Genomic DNA, 17,985 nt, shown 5'->3' with positions numbered 1-17,985 from the left:
CCACGGGATACCTTTACTGCTTTAATTGAAGTAAACGACTTGCTAAAATATTGACAAATGTTTCTAAGAGAAGCTGATCTTCGTTCGTGAAACGATCAAAGGAAGTGGAGTCAATATCCAAAACCCCATAAAGCTGACCATGAAGCAGGATCGGAATCACAATTTCGCTGTTTGAGGCACTGTCACAGGCGATATGCCCGGGAAATTCATGCACATTCGGTACCACGTAGGTTTTTTTATCGGCCGCACTGTTTCCGCAGACCCCTTTTCCTAAAGGGATACGGGTACACGCTACTTTGCCTTGAAAGGGACCTAAGATCAATTCGTTATTTTGGTAAAGATAGAAGCCTGCCCAAGAAATATCCTTCAAACATTCATTGAGCAAGGCGGAAGCGTTACTTAAAATAGAAATCTCATGTTCTGTATCTTCAATTAATGCATGGAGCTGTTGATTCATCAGTTCATTCATTTTATCACCCACGTATATTATAGCGATGGATAGGGTAAAAATATAGAGGAAGAAAAAGAATTTGCAAAACAATCAATAAAATTGAAAAAAATGAAAAAAAGTGTTGCATTTTACACGATTTAATGTAAAATAAGTAATCGGCACAGTATGTGTTAACCAAGCGTGGAAGGACAATGTCCGATTGACCACAGCACGGACAAATTTTATAGGAGGTGTGTCGCGTGAGTAAAAAAGTATTAAAAACAGTTAAGATTCAATTCCAAGCAGGACAAGCGAAACCGGGACCGGCATTAGCAGGTGCAGGGATTCAAATGCCTAAATTTTGTACTGCATTCAATGATCAAACTAGAGATCGTATGGGTGAAACAGTACCAGTTGTCATCACTGTTTTTGAAGACAAAGATTTTACCTTTGTATTAAAAACAGCACCAGCAGCTGAAAAAATCTTAAAAGCTTGTGGAGTTAAAAAAGGATCTAGCAACCCTGGAAAAGAAACAGTAGCTACTCTTTCAGCTGATAAGTTAAGAGAGATCGCTGAATACAAAATGCCAGATTTGAATGCTAATGATATCGAAGGAGCAATGAAAATTGTTGCCGGAACTGCACGTAATATGGGTATTGAAGTAGAAGCGTTTTAATCTTGATGTAAAGTTAAAAAGTTAAGGATATAACAACCTCGTGGGAGGATGATCCGTTATTACCACTTAAGGAGGAAGCAAAATGGCTAAGAAAGGTAAGAAATACGTTGAAGCGAAAGCTTTAATCGAAAAAGGAAAAGCTTATTCAATCGAAGAAGCGATCGAATTAGTAAAGAAAACAAGTACGGTTAAATTTGATGCAACTGTGGATGTTGCTTTCAAATTAGGATTAGATACACGTCATGCTGATCAACAGTTACGTGGTGCTATCGTATTGCCTAACGGTACCGGAAAATCTAAAAAAGTATTAGTAGTAGCTCAAGGCGCTAAAGCTGAAGAAGCGAAAGCTGCAGGAGCTGACGTAGTAGGCGGAAACGAAGTTTTAGAAGAAATCAAAAAAGGTTGGTTAGACTTCGAAGTTATGATCGCCACTCCAGATATGATGGCTGAATTAGGTAAATTAGGTCGTATCTTAGGACCTAAAGGTTTAATGCCTAACCCTAAAACTGGAACTGTAACAATGGATGTTACTAAAGCTGTTAACGAAGTAAAAGCTGGTAAAGTAACATACCGTACTGACAAACAAGGAAATGTTCATGTAACAATCGGAAAAGCATCTTTCGATGCTGAAAAGTTAGTACAAAACTATATGGCTATCTATGATGTATTAGTAAAAGCTAAACCAGCTAGTGCTAAAGGTGTTTACATGAAAAACATCGCGGTTTCATCAACAATGGGACCAAGCATCAAAGTAGCAACTGCTATCTAATTAGCAAACAAACTAGACGCAACCAATATACCGTAGACAGCAACGACGAAAGTTTAATTATGTTGCCGAGGTGTTATCGTTTTTTAACGCTGACATAACCCTCGGAGCAATCTGAGGGTTTTTATTAGGATATATTGTTGCATATATTAAAAATTTAATAGGAGGTGTAACAATGTCTGCACAAGCAATTGAAGCAAAAAAAGTTGTCGTTTCTGAAATCGCTGATAAATTTCAAAACGCTCAATCTGCTGTTGTTGTAGAATACCGTGGTCTATCAGTGGCTGAAGTAACTGAATTACGTAGAGCATTAAGAGCAGAAAACGTTGAATTCAAAGTTTACAAAAACAAAATGGTACAAAGAGCGACTGAAAGCTTAGGGTATGGAGAAATTAATTCTCAATTAGTTGGACCTAACGCTATCGCATTCGGAACAAACGATGCTGTAGCGCCTGCAAGAATTTTAGCTGACTTCGCTAAGAAAAATGATTTATTAGTGATCAAAGCTGGGATCGTTGAAGGAAAAGTCTTAGGTCAAGACGAAATGAAAGAAATCGCAAAATTACCGAACAGAGAAGGTATGTACTCTATGTTCCTTGGATGCTTACAAGCACCAATCAGTAAATTTGCACGTGTTGTAAAAGCAGTATCAGACGCAAGAGGCGGATCTGAAGAAGCTGCACAAGAAGCTTAATTAACGGAGGAAAAGAAAAATGGCAAAATTATCACATGAAGACATCTTAGCTTACTTAGAAGAAGCTACTATCTTAGAATTAAATGACTTAGTAAAAGCAATCGAAGAAAAATTTGATGTAACTGCTGCTGCTCCTGTAGCTGTTGTTGCTGGTGGTGGAGACGCTGCTGCTGATGCTGCACCTGCACAAGTAACTGTTACATTAACTGAAGCTGGAGCTACTAAAGTTGCAGTTATCAAAGCTGTAAGAGAAATCACTGGATTAGGTTTAGTTGATGCGAAAGGTTTAGTTGACAAATTACCTGGAACAATCAAAGAAAACATCTCAGCTGATGAAGCTGCATCAATCAAAGAAAAATTAGAAGCAGCTGGAGCTACTGTAGAAGTTAAATAATTTATTTAAAATAAAGAGTCCTAATTTTAGGACTCTTTTGTTTAATGAGAAAATGAAAATGGAATGGATTGGTGAATTATTGTTAGAGTTTGTCATGTACATGACAAAGAATAAGAAAATTTCAAAATGGGTCCGTTATCCGATTTTATTCGTCATCATAGGCTTATATGGTTTTATTATTTTGGGTATACTGTCTTTAAGTATCGAAATGATCTTAGAAAGACAATGTATAACAGCTATTTTATTTATTGGTGTAGATATTCTTCTTATTGGAGGACTGTGGACTTTTTACTTTGAAAAGAATGGAGGGAAGTCATGAAACACTATTATACAGATAATACAGATTTAATCAGTGAACCTGTTGTTTTTCAATTTGACTATCGGGGACATATACTGAAATTTACCAGTGATCACGGTGTTTTTTCAAAAGCGATGATAGATTATGGATCTCGGGTATTATTAGATGCCATTCAGGCAGATGAAACAAAAGCAACATTGCTTGATGTGGGCTGTGGCTATGGAACGTTTGGGGTTTGCTTGAAAACTGTTTACCCATGGCTGAAAGTGGAGATGGTGGATGTCAATGAACGGGCATTAGATTTATGCAGGAAAAATGCAGAGACCAATAATATTCAAGATGTGACAATCTATAAAAGTTATATTTATGAAAATGTAGAAAAATCGTTTGATCTGATTGTGAGTAATCCACCGATCCGTGCGGGAAAAGAAGTGGTTCATCAGATCTTGGAGAAAGCTTATGAGCATCTGAATGAAAACGGTGAACTGTGGATCGTGATTCAGAAAAAACAAGGGGCTCCCAGTGCCAAAAGTAAAATGAATGAAGTATTTGGCAATTGTGAGATCGTTAAAAAAGATAAAGGGTATTATATCTTAAAATCAAAGAAAGAATAAACAAAATCCTACTTTTGACATTGAAGTGCTTGACTTATGGAAAAACTTGTGCTAGCATATTAAAATGCCTATTAATGTTTAAAAGTGGGATTTTTATGCTACCTAAACATGGAAATAGAGAACTTTAAAGGGGTGGATGTACGTGGAACAAAACAAAACGCGCGAAAAAAGCAGAATAACTCGTCGTAATTATTCAAGAATCAGTGGTTCTTTGGAATTACCTAATCTCGTTGAGATCCAAACGGATTCTTATCGTTGGTTTAGAGAAACAGGAATCAAGGAAGTTTTTCATGATATATATCCTATTAAGAATTACAATGAAACTTTATCATTAGAATTTGTGGATTGTTATTTTGATCAGGAGAAATTCTCTGCTGATGAAAGTAAAGATCGTGATACTAACTATGCGGCACCGTTAAGAGCTACGTTACGTTTAGTAAACACCAATACCGGTGAAATTAAAGAAAATGAAGTATTTATGGGTGATTTTCCATTAATGACGGATGGAGGAACCTTTATTATCAATGGAGCAGAACGTGTTATCGTTTCTCAATTAGTTCGTTCTCCAGGAGCTTATTTTAATGATGCAGTGGACAAAAGCGGGAAGACTGTTTTTGCCGGAAGTGTCATTCCGTCACGTGGTACCTGGTTAGAATTTGAAAATGATGCTAAAAATGTATTAAATGTGCGTATTGACCGTACTAGAAAGATCCCTGGGACGATCTTACTTCGTGCTTTAGGTCTTTCAACCGATGAAGATATCATTGAAGTGTTTGGTGAACATGAATATATCACTAATACTCTAGCGAAAGATCCAACACATAACACTGAAGAAGCATTAATTGAAATCTATAATAAATTGAGACCTGGTGAACCGGCTACTTTAGACGGAGCAAACAATTTATTATTCACAAAATTCTTCGATCCAAAAAGATACGATTTGGCTAGTGCCGGACGTTTCAAATTTGGTAAAAAATTAAGCTTATTAGACCGTCTTTATACACGTGTATTAGCTCAAGACATCGTTGATGTAGATGGCAATGTTGTATTAAAAGAAGGAACTTTTATCGATAAAGATCAATTAGATCGTTTACAGGCAGTATTTGAAGCAGGGGCACATCAGACCAGCGTTAAAACAAATGAAAGAATGAATTCTCATGGAACTATTCAGTATGTGGACGTTTGGGTAGATGATACAAAACAAAAGAAAATGCGTATTATCGGTACGGATTTATCTTTAGACAGTAAATTTATTACCATTTCTGATATGTTGGCAGCTTATTCATATATGTTTAACTTAGTGGATATTTTTGATGAGTTACAATATCCGACAGATGACCGTATTAAATATATGATGCGTTTAGGATTACTGGATGATATTGACCACTTAGGAAACAGACGTGTACGTACCGTTGGTGAATTGATTCAAAACCAATTCAGAATCGGTTTATCAAGAATGGAAAGAGTCGTTCGTGAAAGAATGTCTTTAGCGGAAGGCGATTCAGCAACACCACAGTCTTTAACGAATATTCGTCCATTGACAGCGGCGATGAAAGAGTTCTTCTCTTCAAGTCAGTTATCACAGTTCATGGACCAAATCAATCCATTAGCCGAATTAACGAATAAACGTCGTCTTTCAGCTTTAGGGCCAGGGGGATTAAGCCGTGATCGTGCCGGATACGAAGTACGTGACGTTCATAGTTCTCACTACGGCCGTATCTGTCCAATTGAAACACCGGAAGGTCCAAACATCGGTTTGATTACGACCTTGGCATCTTATGCAAAAGTCAATGATTATGGGTTTATTGAAACACCATACCGTAAAGTAAATCACGCGATTATCAATGAAAGTGATGTGCGTTATCTAACAGCAGATGTAGAAAAGAATTACGTTATTGCACAGGCAAACGTAAGAACAAGTGAAGATGGAGAAATCTTAGATGAACAGGTGATTGCCCGTCACTTGGGAGAAAACATCATGGCTAAACGTGAAGAAGTCGATTTTATCGATATTTCACCTAAACAGATCGTTTCTGTTGCAACATCTTGTATTCCATTCTTGGAAAACGATGATGCGACTCGTGCCTTGATGGGGGCCAACATGCAGCGTCAGGCAGTTCCTTTATTAAAACCGCATACGCCATTTGTCGGAACCGGAATGGAACATCAGGCAGCAAGAGACTCTGGTAGTGCCGTTGTGGCTAAAGAAGAAGGTATCGTCACTTATGTCGATGCTAAAAAAGTGATTATTGAAGAAGCAAACGGTCCAAGAACATATCGTCTGCTGAAATTCTATATTTCCAATGCCGGAACATGTATCAATCATTCTCCAATCGTTAAAGTAGGAGAAAGAGTAGCTAAAGGTGAAGTCATCGCCGATGGTCCAGCTATGGAACAAGGAGAATTGGCATTAGGACAAAACGTTTTAGTTGGATTCATGGAATGGAATGGTTATAACTATGAAGATGCCATCATCATGTCTGAAAGACTGGTGAAGGAAGATGTATATACGTCTATTCATATTGAAGAATACAGTATTGAATGCCGTGATACAAAATTAGGCCCAGAAGAAATTACACGTGATATTCCAAACGTTGGGGAAGACGCTCGTAAGAACTTGAACGAAAACGGAATTATTATGATCGGGGCAGAAGTAAAAGAAGGCGATATCCTAGTTGGGAAAGTAACCCCTAAAGGACAAGCCGAATTATCAGCAGAAGAAAAATTGTTGTTAGCTATTTTCGGTGAAAAATCAAGAGAAGTAAAAGACAATTCATTAAGAGTTCCTCATGGCGGAGCTGGGATTGTTCATGATATCAAAGTTTTCTCAAGAAAAAATGGAGATGACTTACAGCCGGGAGTAAACCAAGTCATTAAAGTCTATATCGTTCAGAAACGTAAAATTTCTGAAGGGGACAAAATGGCTGGGCGTCATGGTAACAAAGGGGTTATCTCTCGTATCTTACCAGTTGAGGATATGCCGCACTTAGAAGATGGAACACCGCTTGATATCATGTTAAACCCATTAGGGGTACCAAGCCGTATGAACATCGGACAGGTATTGGAATTGCATTTAGGATATGCTGCTAAACAATTAGGATTATATATTGCAACACCAGCATTCGATGGTTTGCATCGTAATGATTTGGAAAACATCATGGAAGAAGCCGGAATGGCAAAAGATGGTAAACAATGGGTAATCAGTGGTCAAACAGGAGATTACTTCGATTCAAAAATTTCTGTCGGAATCATGTACATGATTAAGTTAGCCCACATGGTTGACGATAAATTACATGCCCGTTCAGTCGGACCTTACTCATTAGTTACACAACAGCCGCTTGGTGGTAAAGCCCAAAACGGTGGACAAAGATTTGGGGAAATGGAAATCTGGGCATTGGAAGCTTATGGTGCCGCTTATACATTACGCGAAATCTTAACAGTTAAATCCGATGATGTTGTCGGTCGTGTGAAAACTTATGAAGCGATCGTTAAAGGACAAAAATTACCTGAACCGGGATTACCTGAAGCATTCAGAGTATTAAAGAAAGAATTGCAGGCATTGGCATTAGATGTTCGTTTATTGGATGATGATGGCAATGAAATTGATATGAGAAAGATTGAAGAAGAGGAAAGAAGATTCCCAACTTCAATTGAAGACGTCAATAATGGCGTAACTGAAGTCGTAGAGGAAGTCGTTGAAGATACGGATCTTGAAGATGATGAAGATATTTTAGAAGAAGATATGGATTTGGATATCGAGTTAGAATTCGATGATGAGGAAACTGATGACGACCTTGATGAAGAAGATAATTTTGAAGACGAAGATGAATAGAGGAGGAATTAACCATGGCAGATGTTAATAAATTTTCAGCGATACAAATAGGGTTAGCTTCTCCAGAAAAAATTCGTGAATGGTCTTATGGTGAAGTCAAAAAACCGGAAACAATCAACTATCGTTCTCAAAAACCGGAAAAGGACGGTTTATTCTGTGAAAGAATTTTCGGTCCTTCTAAGGATTGGGAATGTAGCTGCGGTAAATACAAGAAAGTAAGATATAAAGGTGTAATTTGTGATCGTTGTGGAGTTGAAGTCACAAAATCTTCTGTACGTCGTGAACGTATGGGACATATTGAATTAGCGACACCGATCGCACATATCTGGTATTTAAAGGGAATCCCTTCAAGAATGGGATTAATCTTGGATATGTCACCAAAACAATTAGAAGAAATCATTTACTTCGTATCTTATGTGGTAACTGATAAAGGATCTACACCATTAGAGTATAAGCAAGTTTTATCTGAAAGAGACTATCGTAACTGTTGCGAAAAATTCGGCAACAACTTTGAAGCAAAAATCGGAGCAGAAGCAATTAAAATCTTACTGCAAAAAGTAGATCTTGATTTTGAATTTGCCAATGTGACCAAAGAATTAAAAGAAGCACAAGGACAGCGTCGTGCTAAATTATTAAAACGTTTGGAAGCAATCGAAGCTTTCAGAAGTTCACAAAATGAACCAGAATGGATGATCATGGATGTTCTTCCGGTTATTCCTCCTGATTTAAGACCAATGCTGCAATTAGATGGTGGACGTTTTGCAACAAGTGATTTGAATGACTTATATCGTCGTGTCATTACTCGTAACAATCGTCTTAAAAAACTATTGGAATTAGGAACACCTTCTATTATCGTACAAAATGAAAAACGTATGTTGCAGGAAGCAGTCGATGCTTTGATTGACAATGGACGTCGTTCTAAACCGATTACCGGTGCAGGAAGCAGACCGTTAAAGTCACTATCACATACATTAAAAGGGAAACAGGGACGTTTCCGTCAGAACTTATTAGGTAAACGTGTTGATTACTCTGGACGTTCAGTTATCGCCGTAGGACCTGACTTGAAAATGTATCAATGTGGAATTCCTCGTGAGATGGCATTGAACTTATTTAAACCATTTGTTATCTCTGGATTAGTGAGCGATGGGTTAGCAACAAACATTAAAGCTGCAGAACGTTTAATCGATAAAATGGATGATAAGATCTGGCCAATCGTGGAAAGAGTCATTAAAGAGCATCCGGTATTATTGAACCGTGCCCCAACACTTCACCGTTTAGGAATTCAAGCGTTTGAACCTAAATTAGTAGAAGGACGTGCAATCCGTCTGCATCCATTGGTAACACCGGCATTCAACGCCGATTTCGATGGGGACCAAATGGCAGTCCATGTTCCTTTATCAGATGAAGCGATTCAAGAAGCACGTCAATTGATGTTAGGGTCTAACAATATCTTAGGACCTAAAGATGGTAAGCCTATCGTTACGCCTTCTCAGGACATGGTATTAGGAAACTATTATTTAACACTTGAAAAAGCGGGAGCAGTCGGTGAAGGAAGCGTCTTTAAGGATGTTAATGAAGCTTTGCTAGCCTATAATGCGAAAGCTGTACATTTGCATACACGTGTGGCAGTTCCGGCAAAAGCGATGAACAATGTCACGTTCACAAAAGAACAAAATGAAAAATTCCTAATTACCAGTGTAGGGAAGATTATCTTCAATACGATCTTTAATGGGGATTTCCCATTCATCAATGAACCATCATCAGAGAACTTAATTCGTACACCGGATAAATTCTTTGTGCCAATGGGAACGAACATTAAGGAACATATTCAAAATCAACCGATTATCAAGCCTTTAAATAAGAAGGCTTTGGGAAATATCATCAATGCTGCCTTTAAAGCAAACCGAATTTCCGATACAAGCGTCATGCTGGATAAAATGAAAGATCAAGGATTCTATTATTCAACTATCGCCGGAATTACCGTTTCGGCAGATGATATCCAAGTACCGGAAAGAAAATATCGTTTATTCGATGAAGCCGATGAACAATTAGAGGTTATTAAAAAATATTATCGTAAAGGTAAGTTAACGGAAGAAGAACGTAAACAACAGGTAATCAGTTTATGGACCGATGTTAAAGATCGTGTTCAGGATGTCGTAAAAGAAGACTTTGAAAGCAATCCATTGAACCCAATCTTCATCATGTCAGACTCTGGTGCCCGTGGTAACGTTTCAAACTTTACGCAGTTAGTAGGGATGCGTGGGCTGATGTCTAACCCTAAGGGAGAAACCATCGAATTGCCTATCAAATCTTCATTCCGTGAAGGGTTAACCGCATCAGAATTCTTTATTTCTACCCATGGTGCCCGTAAAGGATCTACCGATACTGCATTAAAAACAGCCGATTCAGGATATTTAACACGTCGTTTAGTTGACGTTGCTCAAGATGTCATTATTACAGAAGAGGACTGTGGAACAGATAAAGGATTTATCGTAACGGACTTATATGATACATCAGATAACTCAATCATTGCGCCGTTATATGACCGTTTAGTAGGACGTTATACACAAAAAGATATCCTGCATCCAAAAACAAAAGAGGTCATTGTCAAAAGAAATACTTTAATTACAGAAGCAATGGCAACGGAAATTGTGAATGCCGGAGTAAAGGAAGTAGAAATTCGTTCAGTATTAGGATGTAATGCTAAACGTGGTGTTTGTCAGAAGTGTTACGGACGTAACTTAGCCACTGGAAACGAAGTTGAAATCGGTGAAGCAATCGGTATTATGGCAGCACAGTCAATCGGTGAACCAGGGACACAGTTAACCATGCGTACATTCCACATGGGTGGAGTTGCCGGTGGTGCCGATATCACTCAGGGGTTACCTCGTATTCAAGAGTTGTTTGAAGCCCGTAATCCGAAAGCAAAATCAATTATTTCTGAAATCGAAGGGGTTGTCACAACAATCTTAGATCATGATGGCCGTGCGGAAGTGGTGGTCAGCAACGATCTTGAAACAAGAAGCTATTTAACACCTTATGGTGCTAAGTTAAGAGTCAATACCGGAGACGAAGTGAAGATTGGTGGAAAGATTACCGAAGGTTCAATCGATCCAAAAGAATTATTGGCGGTAGCCGATATCAAAGCTGTTGAAAACTATATCTTAAAAGAAGTACAAAAAGTATACCGTATTCAAGGGATCGAGATTTCAGATAAGCATATCGAAGTTATCATCAAACAGATGTTAAGAAAGATGTCAATCGTCGAAGGCGGAGATACAGGAACATTACCGGGTATCCATGTCAGCGTGACACAATTCACTGAATTAAATAAAGAAGCTCTGCGTTTGCAAAAACGTCCGGCAGTTGGCCGTCCAATCTTGCTGGGGATTACAAAGGCTTCATTAGAAACAGATTCATTCTTATCAGCCGCTTCATTCCAAGAAACAACACGTATCTTGACTGATGCAGCGATCAAAGGAAAAGTAGATCATTTAGCCGGATTAAAAGAAAACGTTATTATCGGTAAATTATTGCCTGCCGGAACTGGATTAAGAGGACCGTTAGTAGATCCAAATAAAGCGGAACTGGTAGAAGATATGATGGAAGATGATGAAGATTTCGATTATGAAGGATTGAATGAAGAAACATCTGAAGCAGAAGAAACACAAATCAATGCATAAAGAGTGGAGAAACCCGCTCTTTTTTATTTCTTTTAATGAAAGTAGAAAGTTTGTCTAAAAATGTGTAGAATAGAAAGAGTAGATAGGAGCGATAAAATGAAAAAGAGCATTCGAAATGCACTCAAACTGACATTGAAGAGCTGGCGGGTCCTATTTCTTTTTGAAATATTCTATAAGGGGCTGGGATCATTGATTCTGATTCCCTTGCTTCACGGCTGGCTTAATATAGGGCTGAGTTTAACTAAAATTAATTATATCAGCAGTACTAATATATATCGGATTGCCACGTCACCGGGAATGATGTTCTTTATTATAACGGCAATCATTGTGATGGCAGTTGTCATGATCTTTGAATTCAATTGCTTAGCAATCTGTTTCAATCAGGCAAGGGAAAATAAAGAATTGGGGATCATTCAGCTTTTTAAACAGGGCTTTTCTCGTTCTAAAAAACTGTTGTCACCACGCAATTGGATATTGATTCCTTTTACGGTAGTCATTATTCCGTTTACACAATTGATTTTGACTTCCAGCTTTATCAGTAATTTAGAACTGCCTCGTTTTATCACCGAAGCATTGCCATTTAGACTGGAAATACTTTATTATGGTACACTTATTTTATTATCCGTCTTTGCCTTAGGCACTTTATTTACATATCAGTATTTTACTTTGGATGGCTACGGTGGTTTAAAATCAATGATTGCCAGTTGGAAATTAAGTGCAAAGCACCGTATTAAAATGATTTGGGATTACATTTTATTAACACTGCTTGTTTTTTTGGTGACTACATTGATTTCTGCAGGAATTTCAGCTTTAGTTTTCCTAGTAGTCAATCACTATTATCCACAAGGGGTAAAAGGCGCCATGTATCTGACGATTACAGATTCACTGGAAAGTATTTTTACTTCTTTTTCCAATTCATTGGCAATGTTTACAACGTATGCTTATGTATCTCAGCTCTATTTTCGATTACGTGAAGAGAAAAAAGAAGAATTGCCGAAAGCAATTGAACCTACCCGAAAGCACCGAAAGATTCAAAATGGGTTCTTAACAATAGGGGTATTGGCAGCTTTTGTGGCAGGCGTCTTTTTTGTCAATCTGATTTCCATGAATTCACTTCGACAAGGAGATTGGGATCAAAGCTTAGCCAGCAATAAAATGAAGATTATTGCTCATCGCGGTTATTCGTCTGTCGCACCAGAAAATACCTTGCCAGCATTTATCGCCGCGATTGATGCTAAAGCAGACTACATAGAACTCGATGTTCAGGAATCAAAGGATGGCGTAGTGATGGTCACGCATGACAGCAGTTTAGGACGTATCTTTGATCAGGATGTCAATGTTTGGGAATGGACTAAAGAAGAACTGCAAACCTTACATGTCAACAGTCGAAATGATTTTAACGGTCAATATGCCTCTGCTACAGTGCCTACCTTAGAAGATGTTTTAAAATTGTGCCGTGGCCGTATCAAAGTCTTAATTGAACCTAAACCGAATGGGCATGATCAGCGTTTGGCTGAAGCCACAATGGAAGTTGTGAAAAAAACCGGCATGAGCAAGGATGTTCAAATTCATTGTTTGGATTATTCCATCTTGGAAAGTGTTAAAGCGATCGATCCCAATATGCAGTGTGGATTTATCATTTCGATGAGCTATGGACAATATTGGAAGCTGCCGGCAGCTGATTTCTTCACTTTAGAACAAACCTATTTAAGTAAAGATGAAGTAGCAAAGGTGCATTTGGCAGGAAAAGATGTTTATATTTGGACGGTTAATACCGAAGGGGACATGCAGCGTTGTATCGGATTGGACGGAGATGCGATGATTACCGATCATCCGATCAAAGCACGTGAAGAAGTTTTTGCCAGTGACAACGAATTGCGGAATTTCTATAAACAGTTATTAGATGAATAAGAATCGATAAACGGATCATACTTACTAATGATCCGTTTTTGCATAAATAGATAAAAAGCGGAATTTTTCAATAAAAATTTTAAATTTTAGGTTGACACTATGAAATATTTATAATACAATGTCAAAGGTGCTCGTTATTGAGCATAAAAATAACAATTGAATTTGAAACACCTGGTAATGTGTGTTTAGTTCAAGAAAGGAGATAAGAAATGCCTACAATTAATCAATTAGTAAAACAAGGACGTAGTGATAAAGTATCAAAATCAAAATCTCCAGCATTAAATAGAGGATATAACTCTTTATCTAAGAGACCTACTAAAGTTGCTGCACCACAAAAACGTGGAGTTTGTACTCGTGTTGCTACAATGACACCAAAGAAACCTAACTCGGCTTTACGTAAATATGCCCGTGTTCGTTTATCTAATGGTATGGAAGTTACAGCATATATCCCAGGAATTGGTCACAACCTACAAGAACATAGTGTTGTATTAATTCGTGGTGGACGTGTTAAAGACTTACCAGGGGTACGTTACCATATCATTCGTGGAACTATGGACTGTGCTGGTGTTAAAGATCGTATGCAAGGACGTTCTTTATACGGAGCAAAAAAACCAAAACAATAAGCTTAGAAATAGATATTTAATCTTTGGAAGGAGGAAGACGCAATGGCAAGAAAAGGTCATGTTGCTAAAAGAGATGTATTACCAGATCCAGTATACAATTCAAAATTAATTACTAAATTAGTAAACAATATTATGCTAGATGGTAAAAAAGGTGTTGCACAAAACATTCTTTATGATGCATTTACTAAAATTGAAGCGAAAACACAAACTCCAGCGATGGAAGTTTTTGATAAAGCGATTAACAATATCATGCCGGTATTAGAACTTAAAGTTAGACGTATCGGTGGAGCTAACTATCAGGTACCAGTTGAAGTATCACCTGAAAGAAGAATTACTTTAGGATTAAGATGGTTAGTAAACTATTCTCGTTTAAGAAACGAAAATACAATGGTAGATCGTTTAGCTAACGAAATTATTGATGCATCTAATGGAACTGGTGCTTCAGTTAAGAAAAAAGAAGATACTCACAAAATGGCAGAAGCAAACAAAGCATTTGCACATTTCCGTTGGTAATATTCTCATTAACAATTTAGAAAGGAGATTATTATGGCTCGTCAATTTTCACTAGAAAAAACTCGTAATATCGGGATCATGGCTCACATCGATGCTGGTAAAACAACTACGACTGAACGTATCCTGTACTATACAGGAAAAATCCATAAGATCGGTGAAACACATGAAGGTGCTTCTCAGATGGACTGGATGGAACAAGAACAAGAACGTGGTATCACAATCACTTCAGCCGCTACTACAGCACAATGGGCTGGACATCGTGTAAACATTATTGATACTCCGGGTCACGTTGACTTCACTGTTGAAGTTGAACGTTCATTACGTGTATTAGATGGTGCGGTTACCGTATTGGATTCAAAAGCTGGGGTTGAACCTCAAACTGAAACAGTATGGCGCCAAGCTACAACTTATAAAGTACCTCGTATCGTATTCTGTAACAAGATGGATGCAACGGGTGCTGACTTCATTATGTCATTAGAAACGTTACACAAAAGATTAGGAGCAAATGCCGTGGCAGTACAGCTTCCAATCGGTGCAGAAGATCATTTTGAAGGAATTATCGACTTAATTAAGATGCAAGCTATCTTCAATGAAGATGAAAAAGGTGAACATCAAAAATATACTGATATTCCTGAAGAATACAAAGCTCAAGCAGAAGAATATCGTGCTAAAATGATTGATGCTGCTGCTTCATTCGATGACGATTTAATGATGAAAGTCTTAGAAGAAGAAGAAATCACTGAAGAAGAAATCAAAACAGCTTTGCGTAAAGGTACGATCGCTGTTGAATGTTTCCCAGTATTATGTGGTTCTGCTTACAAAAACAAAGGGGTTCAACAGATGTTGGATGCCGTAATCGATTATTTACCTGCACCTACTGATATTCCTTCAATCAAAGGAATTGATGCAAAAGGTGAAGAAGTAGAAAGACATGCATCAGATGATGAACCATTTGCAGCATTAGCTTTCAAAATCATGACAGATCCATTTGTTGGAAAGTTAACTTTCTTCCGTGTATATTCTGGTACTGTTGAATCAGGTTCATATGTATTGAACTCTACAAAGGACAAGAAAGAAAGATTAGGACGTATCTTACAGATGCATGCTAATAAACGTGAAGAAATCTCAACTGTATACGCTGGGGATATCGCTTCAGCGGTTGGGTTTAAAAACACAACAACAGGGGATACTATCTGTGATGAAGATCACTTCGTAATCTTGGAATCAATGGAATTCCCTGAACCAGTTATCAACGTTGCGATTGAACCAAAAACAAAACAAGACCAAGATAAATTAGGTTTAGCTTTAGCTAAATTAGCTGAAGAAGATCCAACTTTTAAAACTTATACAGACGAAGAAACTGGAGATACGATTATCGCCGGAATGGGTGAATTACACTTAGACGTTATCGTTGACCGTTTGAAAAGAGAATTTAAAGTTGAAGCTAACGTAGGAGCTCCACAAGTAGCATACAGAGAAACAATTAAATCTGCTGCTGAATGTGAAGGGAAATACGTTAAACAATCAGGTGGTCGTGGACAATACGGTCACGTATGGATCAAATTTGAACCTAATGAAGGTAAAGGATTTGAATTCGTTGATGCTATCGTTGGTGGATCAGTACCTAGAGAGTACATTAACTCAGTAAGAGTTGGTCTTGAAGATGCATTAAATACAGGTATCATTGCTGGATATCCGGTATTAGATGTTAAAGCTACATTATTTGATGGATCTTACCATGATGTCGATTCATCAGAAATGGCTTATAAGATCGCTGCTTCTATGGCTTTAAAAGCTGCTGCTAAGAAATGTGATCCAGTATTACTAGAACCAATCATGGCAGTAGAAGTAACAGCACCTTCAGAATACTTAGGAAGCGTTATGGGAGATGTGTCTTCTAGACGTGGTATGATCGAAGGACAAGAAGAAAGAGGAAATGCGATTGTTGTTCAGGCAAGCATCCCACTTTCAGCAATGTTCGGTTATGCAACTGACTTGCGTTCATTTACTCAGGGACGTGGAAATTACACAATGCAATTTGATCGTTATGAACAAGTTCCTAAGAGTATTAGAGATGAAATTATCAAGAAAAATACTGGTAATTAATTCTTAAAAAATACTGTTGATTTTTACAGTTAAATAAATTACAATGATGTTGTAATTGTTTAATAAATATACTAAATATAGGAGGAAACTTTAGAATGGCTAAAGAAAAATTTGACCGCTCAAAGGCGCACGTAAATATTGGTACTATCGGGCACGTTGACCATGGTAAAACTACTTTAACAGCTGCTATCACTACTTGCTTAGCAAAAAAAGGTGGAGCTGCTGCAATGGATTATGCTGCGATCGATAACGCACCTGAAGAAAAAGAAAGAGGTATTACAATCAATACTTCTCACGTTGAATACGAAACTGAAACTCGTCACTATGCACACGTTGACTGTCCAGGCCATGCTGACTACATCAAAAACATGATCACTGGTGCAGCACAAATGGATGGAGCTATCTTAGTAGTAGCTGCAACTGACGGACCTATGCCTCAAACTAGAGAACATATCTTGTTATCTCGTCAAGTAGGTGTACCTTACATCATCGTATTCTTAAACAAATGTGATATGGTTGATGACGAAGAATTATTAGAATTAGTTGAAATGGAAGTTCGTGAATTATTAAACGAATATGAATTCCCTGGAGATGATACTCCAATCATCCGTGGATCAGCATTAAAAGCATTAGAAGGAGATCCAAAATGGACTCCAGCTATTGATGAATTAATGGCTGCTGTAGATTCTTACATTCCAACTCCAACTCGTGACACTGACAAACCTTTCTTAATGCCAGTTGAAGACGTTTTCACAATCACTGGACGTGGAACTGTTGCTACTGGACGTGTTGAACGTGGACAATTAAAATTAAATGACCCATTAGAAATCGTTGGTATCCATGAAACTAAAAATACTGTAGCTACTGGTATCGAAATGTTCCGTAAATTATTAGATTACGCTGAAGCAGGAGATAACGTAGGGGTATTATTACGTGGTGTTAACCGTGATGAAATCGAACGTGGACAAGTATTAGCTAAACCAGGTTCAGTACATCCTCACAAAAAATTCAAATGTCAAGTATACGTATTATCAAAAGACGAAGGTGGACGTCATACTCCTTTCTTCGGAAACTATAGACCACAGTTCTATTTCAGAACTACTGACATCACTGGTGTAATCGAATTACCAGAAGGTGTTGAAATGGTTATGCCTGGTGATAACGTTGAATTAACTGTAGAATTAATTCACGCAATCGCTATCGAAAACGGTACTAAATTCTCTATCCGTGAAGGTGGTAGAACAGTTGGTGCTGGTAACGTATCAGAAATCATTGAATAATTAAACTAAAATCTCGCTTAGGCGGGATTTTTCTTTTGTCAAAAAAAGTTGTTATAAGGAAACAATATTTAAACTGTTGAATGGACTTCTATAGAGATTTTTACTATATCGGCATGACTAGAAAAAAGATGCCAACAAGCATCTTTTAAAGAAAACACATAAAT

The 17,985-nt window shown here is 37.7% G+C and carries 14 protein-coding genes and 1 other annotated feature; of the genes, 13 read left to right on the top strand and 1 reads right to left on the bottom strand.

What is annotated here, in order from left to right; genetic code table 11:
• Positions 1 to 13 precede the first annotated feature (13 nt).
• Positions 14 to 469 (bottom strand): GAF domain-containing protein, encoded by a 456-nt coding sequence (locus tag BN1225_RS11115; RefSeq protein WP_041139895.1) that lies wholly within the window; start codon positions 467 to 469, stop codon positions 14 to 16.
• Positions 470 to 690: 221 nt separating this feature from the next.
• On the opposite strand from BN1225_RS11115, the gene rplK reads away from it, so the two are divergent.
• The 13 genes from rplK (at position 691) to tuf (ending at position 17,821) form a co-directional block, all read left to right on the top strand.
• Positions 691 to 1,107, top strand: a complete 417-nt coding sequence (rplK, locus tag BN1225_RS11110; RefSeq protein WP_041139894.1) for a 50S ribosomal protein L11 — start codon at positions 691 to 693, stop codon at positions 1,105 to 1,107.
• An 82-nt stretch (positions 1,108 to 1,189) separates the two neighbouring features.
• Positions 1,190 to 1,876 carry a 50S ribosomal protein L1 gene (gene rplA, locus BN1225_RS11105; protein ID WP_041139893.1) on the top strand — a complete coding sequence of 229 codons (687 nt, stop codon included), beginning with the start codon at positions 1,190 to 1,192 and terminating at the stop codon, positions 1,874 to 1,876.
• A 12-nt stretch (positions 1,877 to 1,888) separates the two neighbouring features.
• Positions 1,889 to 2,010 (top strand) — a sequence feature (ribosomal protein L10 leader region).
• A 38-nt stretch (positions 2,011 to 2,048) separates the two neighbouring features.
• The gene (gene rplJ / locus BN1225_RS11100; RefSeq protein WP_041139892.1) at positions 2,049 to 2,567 is read left to right on the top strand and encodes a 50S ribosomal protein L10; all 519 of its coding nucleotides are present in this window, start codon (positions 2,049 to 2,051) and stop codon (positions 2,565 to 2,567) included.
• A 19-nt stretch (positions 2,568 to 2,586) separates the two neighbouring features.
• On the top strand, positions 2,587 to 2,961 hold the full coding sequence (rplL, locus tag BN1225_RS11095) for a 50S ribosomal protein L7/L12 (RefSeq protein WP_041139891.1): 375 nt from the start codon (positions 2,587 to 2,589) through the stop codon (positions 2,959 to 2,961).
• Positions 2,962 to 3,019: 58 nt separating this feature from the next.
• Complete coding sequence (locus tag BN1225_RS11090) at positions 3,020 to 3,280, top strand: hypothetical protein (RefSeq protein ID WP_041139890.1); 261 nt, start codon at positions 3,020 to 3,022, stop codon at positions 3,278 to 3,280.
• Positions 3,277 to 3,873, top strand: coding sequence for a class I SAM-dependent methyltransferase (locus BN1225_RS11085; RefSeq protein ID WP_041139889.1), 597 nt, complete (start codon positions 3,277 to 3,279; stop codon positions 3,871 to 3,873). Before BN1225_RS11090 ends, BN1225_RS11085 begins: the two co-directional genes overlap by 4 nt.
• A gap of 136 nt (positions 3,874 to 4,009) precedes the next feature.
• Positions 4,010 to 7,705 (top strand): DNA-directed RNA polymerase subunit beta, encoded by a 3,696-nt coding sequence (rpoB, locus tag BN1225_RS11080; protein ID WP_041139888.1) that lies wholly within the window; start codon positions 4,010 to 4,012, stop codon positions 7,703 to 7,705.
• A 14-nt stretch (positions 7,706 to 7,719) separates the two neighbouring features.
• Positions 7,720 to 11,388 (top strand): DNA-directed RNA polymerase subunit beta', encoded by a 3,669-nt coding sequence (rpoC, locus tag BN1225_RS11075; protein WP_041139887.1) that lies wholly within the window; start codon positions 7,720 to 7,722, stop codon positions 11,386 to 11,388.
• Positions 11,389 to 11,484: 96 nt separating this feature from the next.
• Entirely contained in the window at positions 11,485 to 13,299 is a 1,815-nt protein-coding gene (locus BN1225_RS11070; RefSeq protein ID WP_041139886.1) for a glycerophosphodiester phosphodiesterase family protein, read from the top strand.
• Positions 13,300 to 13,508: 209 nt separating this feature from the next.
• Positions 13,509 to 13,922: a 30S ribosomal protein S12 gene (rpsL, locus tag BN1225_RS11065; protein ID WP_041139885.1), complete on the top strand. Its 414-nt coding sequence runs from the start codon at positions 13,509 to 13,511 to the stop codon at positions 13,920 to 13,922.
• Between the two features lie 42 nt (positions 13,923 to 13,964).
• Entirely contained in the window at positions 13,965 to 14,435 is a 471-nt protein-coding gene (gene rpsG, locus BN1225_RS11060) for a 30S ribosomal protein S7 (RefSeq protein WP_041139884.1), read from the top strand.
• A gap of 33 nt (positions 14,436 to 14,468) precedes the next feature.
• Entirely contained in the window at positions 14,469 to 16,541 is a 2,073-nt protein-coding gene (gene fusA / locus BN1225_RS11055) for an elongation factor G (RefSeq protein WP_041139883.1), read from the top strand.
• 95 nt (positions 16,542 to 16,636) lie between these two features.
• Positions 16,637 to 17,821 (top strand): elongation factor Tu, encoded by a 1,185-nt coding sequence (tuf, locus tag BN1225_RS11050; protein WP_041139882.1) that lies wholly within the window; start codon positions 16,637 to 16,639, stop codon positions 17,819 to 17,821.
• Positions 17,822 to 17,985: the final 164 nt, after the last annotated feature.

The organism is Beduini massiliensis (genome assembly GCF_000829905.1).
Lineage (GTDB): Bacteria > Bacillota_I > Bacilli_A > Erysipelotrichales > Coprobacillaceae > Beduini > Beduini massiliensis.
Note: the sequence above shows the minus strand (reverse complement) of the source record. Positions and strands in the feature narration are given on the sequence as shown.

What these genes read in the sequence shown, in the direction of transcription:
- BN1225_RS11115 (WP_041139895.1), bottom strand. Translation starts at nt 469, where the DNA reads ATGAATGAACTGATGAATCAACAGCTCCATGCATTAATTGAAGATACA.
- rplA (WP_041139893.1), top strand. Translation starts at nt 1,190, where the DNA reads ATGGCTAAGAAAGGTAAGAAATACGTTGAAGCGAAAGCTTTAATCGAA.
- rplJ (WP_041139892.1), top strand. Translation starts at nt 2,049, where the DNA reads ATGTCTGCACAAGCAATTGAAGCAAAAAAAGTTGTCGTTTCTGAAATC.
- rplL (WP_041139891.1), top strand. Translation starts at nt 2,587, where the DNA reads ATGGCAAAATTATCACATGAAGACATCTTAGCTTACTTAGAAGAAGCT.
- BN1225_RS11090 (WP_041139890.1), top strand. Translation starts at nt 3,020, where the DNA reads ATGGAATGGATTGGTGAATTATTGTTAGAGTTTGTCATGTACATGACA.
- BN1225_RS11085 (WP_041139889.1), top strand. Translation starts at nt 3,277, where the DNA reads ATGAAACACTATTATACAGATAATACAGATTTAATCAGTGAACCTGTT.
- rpoB (WP_041139888.1), top strand. Translation starts at nt 4,010, where the DNA reads ATGTACGTGGAACAAAACAAAACGCGCGAAAAAAGCAGAATAACTCGT.
- rpoC (WP_041139887.1), top strand. Translation starts at nt 7,720, where the DNA reads ATGGCAGATGTTAATAAATTTTCAGCGATACAAATAGGGTTAGCTTCT.
- BN1225_RS11070 (WP_041139886.1), top strand. Translation starts at nt 11,485, where the DNA reads ATGAAAAAGAGCATTCGAAATGCACTCAAACTGACATTGAAGAGCTGG.
- rpsL (WP_041139885.1), top strand. Translation starts at nt 13,509, where the DNA reads ATGCCTACAATTAATCAATTAGTAAAACAAGGACGTAGTGATAAAGTA.
- rpsG (WP_041139884.1), top strand. Translation starts at nt 13,965, where the DNA reads ATGGCAAGAAAAGGTCATGTTGCTAAAAGAGATGTATTACCAGATCCA.
- fusA (WP_041139883.1), top strand. Translation starts at nt 14,469, where the DNA reads ATGGCTCGTCAATTTTCACTAGAAAAAACTCGTAATATCGGGATCATG.
- tuf (WP_041139882.1), top strand. Translation starts at nt 16,637, where the DNA reads ATGGCTAAAGAAAAATTTGACCGCTCAAAGGCGCACGTAAATATTGGT.